At 65.9% G+C, this 3,616-nt stretch carries 5 protein-coding genes; 3 read left to right on the forward strand and 2 right to left on the reverse strand.

Going from position 1 to position 3,616, the window contains the following annotated elements; all coding sequences use genetic code 11:
• Window positions 1-749 (reverse strand): MFS transporter (locus QRO95_RS05150; RefSeq protein ID WP_285301834.1); only part of this gene is annotated, 749 nt, incomplete at its 3' end.
• Window positions 750-912: 163 nt separating this feature from the next.
• Here QRO95_RS05150 and QRO95_RS05155 point away from each other — a divergent pair.
• The gene (locus QRO95_RS05155) at window positions 913-1,761 is read left to right on the forward strand and encodes an endonuclease/exonuclease/phosphatase family protein (protein ID WP_182266413.1); all 849 of its coding nucleotides are present in this window, start codon (window positions 913-915) and stop codon (window positions 1,759-1,761) included.
• A 132-nt stretch (window positions 1,762-1,893) separates the two neighbouring features.
• Here the strand turns inward: QRO95_RS05155 and QRO95_RS05160 are convergent, their stop codons facing one another.
• Window positions 1,894-2,505, reverse strand: coding sequence for a superoxide dismutase (locus tag QRO95_RS05160; protein WP_005410310.1), 612 nt, complete (start codon window positions 2,503-2,505; stop codon window positions 1,894-1,896).
• Between the two features lie 219 nt (window positions 2,506-2,724).
• Here QRO95_RS05160 and QRO95_RS05165 point away from each other — a divergent pair, with 219 nt between their 5' ends.
• Together QRO95_RS05165 and QRO95_RS05170 are read left to right on the forward strand one after the other, a co-directional pair.
• Entirely contained in the window at window positions 2,725-3,183 is a 459-nt protein-coding gene (locus tag QRO95_RS05165) for a ribonuclease domain-containing protein (protein ID WP_285301835.1), read from the forward strand.
• Window positions 3,183-3,596 (forward strand): barstar family protein, encoded by a 414-nt coding sequence (locus QRO95_RS05170; protein ID WP_032129660.1) that lies wholly within the window; start codon window positions 3,183-3,185, stop codon window positions 3,594-3,596. The genes QRO95_RS05165 and QRO95_RS05170 overlap by 1 nt, the downstream gene beginning before the upstream one ends.
• The last annotated feature ends 20 nt before the right edge of the window (window positions 3,597-3,616 follow it).

The raw sequence follows: 3,616 nt of genomic DNA on the forward strand, positions 1-3,616 counted from the left end.
AGCACCAGGTCGACCTCGGCGGTATCCGTGTCCGGACGGGCCCGGCCGTTACGGGCCGTGGTTAGTGCGGTACGCACCACGTTGGCGAACGAATGCGGATCCTTCGGCGGCAGCGGCACCAGCACGTAGCGCTTGCGGCCCAGCCAGAACACGAAGGTGGCGATGAACATCAGGATGCCCGGGATGCCGAACGCCCACTGCGGGCCCCAGTTCTTCAGCACCAGCGGGATCAGCAGCGAGGCGAACAGCGAGCCGAAGTTGATGATCCAGTAGAAGGCGTCGAAGACGATCTTGGCCAGGTGCTTGTTGCTCTGGTCGAACTGGTCGCCCATGAACGAGGCCACCAGCGGCTTGATGCCACCGGCACCGAGCGCGATCAGGCCCAGGCCGAGGAAGAAGCCCTCGCGGCTGTTCTCGAACAGCGCCAGGCACAGGTGGCCGGCACAGTAGACCAGGCTGAACCAGAGAATGGTGTGATACTTGCCGAAGAACCTGTCGGCCAGCCAGCCTCCGAGCAGCGGGAAGAAATACACGCCGATCATGAAGCTGTGCATGATGTCCTTGGCTTCACCGGCACGGCCTTCCGCAGTGATTTCCTGCAGCAGCAGCGAGGTGATCAGGAACTGCACCAGGATGTTGCGCATCCCGTAGAAACTGAACCGCTCGCAGGCCTCATTGCCGATGATGTACGGGATCTGGCGCGGCATCTTTCCCTGGCCGGCGATGGGGGCAACTGCGTCGTGGCTCATCCTGTAAGGCAATCCTGCAAAGCGAAAGGCGCAAGATTACCGGAAGCAGGGCTTGCGAAGCACGCTGCAGGGCTGCATGACAACGGTGCCAATCCATGGCAGGCAGCGACACTCCGTGTCGGAAGTCACGGCACCTGCACGACAAAAGCGTAAACTTATCGTTATGCGCCCCCTCGCCCCCGCCCGTCTCCTGCTCAGTTGCCTGGTGCTGCTGATGGCGTTGCAGGCACAGGCGCGGCCGCAGGCAACGGCCGCCACTGCCAGTGACAACGAGCCCCGGCAACTGACCGTGGCCGCGCTGGAACTGCCCAGCCGCGATGACGCGCAATGGAAGTTGCGCCGTGAGCAGGTCGCACAGTTGCTGACCGACCTGCAGCCGGACGTGATCTCGGTGCAGCAGGTGCTGCAGCAGCAGGGCCGCAATCCGGCCTGCTGGCTGGCCAGCCGGCTGCGCTACAGCTGCGACTTCGTTACCGCCGATCCGCCCAGCCAGCCGTTGCGGCATGGCAACGCGATGCTGACCCGGCTGCCGGTCAGCGAGGATGGCGTGACCCTGCTGCACCCACCCGGCACCTTCAGCGCCGCCGGCATGATGCGGCTGAAGCTGGGCGAGGCACTGGTCAACATCTATGTGGCACGGCTGCGCCCGGACCCGGACGAGGCCACCGCCCGCCAGCATCAGACCAGCGACCTGATGACCTGGATCGGCGCCACCGCCGAGGGCATGCCCAGCCTGATCGCCGGCGATTTCTCCGCCAACACGGTGGAACTGGTGCGCAGCACGCCCGGCTTCCAGCCGGCCCGGCGCAATCCCGGCGGCCGCGCCGAGGCGCCTGCGGCCAGTGGCGGTGGCAGCAGTGGCCATGGCCTGGATGTGCTGTTCCAGGTCAAGCACTTCGGCGGCATCCGCCAGCAGCCGATCCTGCTGCCAGCCGACGGCGACCTGCCCGGCCTGCGCCTGGGCGTGATGGCGACCCTGCGCCTGCAGGGTGATACGGCCACGGCCGAATAGGTAGTGCCGGCCGCTGGCCGGCTCCTCGGGTACCACACGATTGCCGGCCAGCGGCCGGCACTACCGAATGACTCCTGCAACAGAAAAGGCCGGGGTCTCCCCCGGCCTTTTCAGTTCATCCCGTTACCGCGATCAGGCGATCGCTTCCTGGTAACGGCGCTCGACTTCGTTCCAGTCGATGACGTTGAAGAACGCGCCGATGTATTCCGGACGACGGTTCTGGTACTTCAGGTAGTACGCGTGTTCCCACACGTCCAGGCCGAGGATGGGGGTGTTGCCTTCCATCAGCGGGCTGTCCTGGTTGCCGGTGCTCTCGACCACAACCTTCTTGTCCGGGGTCACGCTCAGCCACGCCCAGCCACTGCCGAAACGGGTCAGCGCCGCCTTGGTGAAGGCGTCCTTGAACTTGTCGAAGCCGCCCAGGTCCTTGTCGATGGCCTTGGCCACGTCGCCCACCGGGTTGCCGCCAGCATTCGGAGCCATCACGGTCCAGAACAGCGAGTGGTTGGCATGGCCGCCACCGTTGTTGCGCACCGGACCCTGCAGGTTCTCCGGCAGCGACTTGAGCTTCTTCACCAGTTCTTCGACCGGCAGGTCAGCGTACTCGGTGCCTTCCAGCGCCGCGTTGACGTTGTTGATGTAGGTCTGGTGATGCTTGGTGTGATGGATTTCCATCGTCGCCGCATCGATATGCGGTTCCAGCGCGTCGTAGGCGTAGGACAGCTTGGGCAGGGTATAGGCCATGATGCATCTCCTGATTGCGAGGGCACCCGACGGTGTCGGGCGTTGCGCGGTGAATGATGGGGACAGACCCCCAGATTACCAAGGGGGATGTAAAGGAAATTGCGTCCTGCCAGTGAGCATGACGGCAATTGTTACGCAGCAGTGACGCGACGGCGTCCTCATGCACCGTGCAGCGCACAGGCGCTACAGTGCCCGCACCACCCTCGCCCGCCCCTGCCCATGCGCAACCCCCGGCTGCTGATCACCGCCATCGCCCTGCTGCTGCTCGGCCTGGTCGCCAACCATTTCATGCAGCGCCCGCCGGCGCCGCAGTTCGCGCCGGACCTGCAGGGTGCGCCTGCCGCGCTCGCGCCGGCCACGGCCACGCCCGCAACCGGCAACGACAGCAGCCTGCCCGCATTCCTGCCCGCTGAAGCCCGGCAGACCATCGCCCTGATCCAGCGTGGCGGCCCGTTCCCGCACCGCCAGGACGGCAGCACCTTCGGCAACCGCGAGCAGCAGCTGCCGCAGCGCCCGCGCGGCTACTACCGCGAATACACCGTCGACACCCCCGGTGCGCGCACCCGTGGCGCTCGCCGCATCGTCACCGGCGGCGATCCGCCGGAGGCGTGGTACTACACCGACGACCACTACGAATCGTTCCGCAGCTTCACCGTACCGGCCCAGGGAGCGCAGTGATGAGCCACGATGATTTCGGCCTCGGCCTGCATGACATCAACAATGCCGGCGTCTACGCCATCGACAGCGACGACATCGGCGCACTGGCCGCGGCGATGCGCGATGCCGGGCTGAAGGTGATCCGCATCGACCTGGAAGGCGTGGCCGACAAGCGCACCCTGCTGGCCCGGCTGGCCGCGCAACTGGATTTCCCTGCCGGCTTCGGCGGCAACTGGGATGCGCTGTCGGACAACCTGCGCGACCTGCAGTGGCTGCCGGCCAACGGCTACGCGCTGTTCCTGGCCGACGTGGACACGTTGCGCGCCTCCACGCAGAAGGATTTCGACACGTTGCTGGACGTAATGGACGAAGCCAGCCGCGACTGGGTTGGCCGAGACGTGCCGTTCTGGGTGTTTCTGTCGCAGAGCGCGTGAGGTCACCACCCAGGTAGAGG

This window comes from Stenotrophomonas maltophilia group sp. Smal13, assembly GCF_030236855.1.
GTDB lineage: Bacteria > Pseudomonadota > Gammaproteobacteria > Xanthomonadales > Xanthomonadaceae > Stenotrophomonas > Stenotrophomonas maltophilia_A.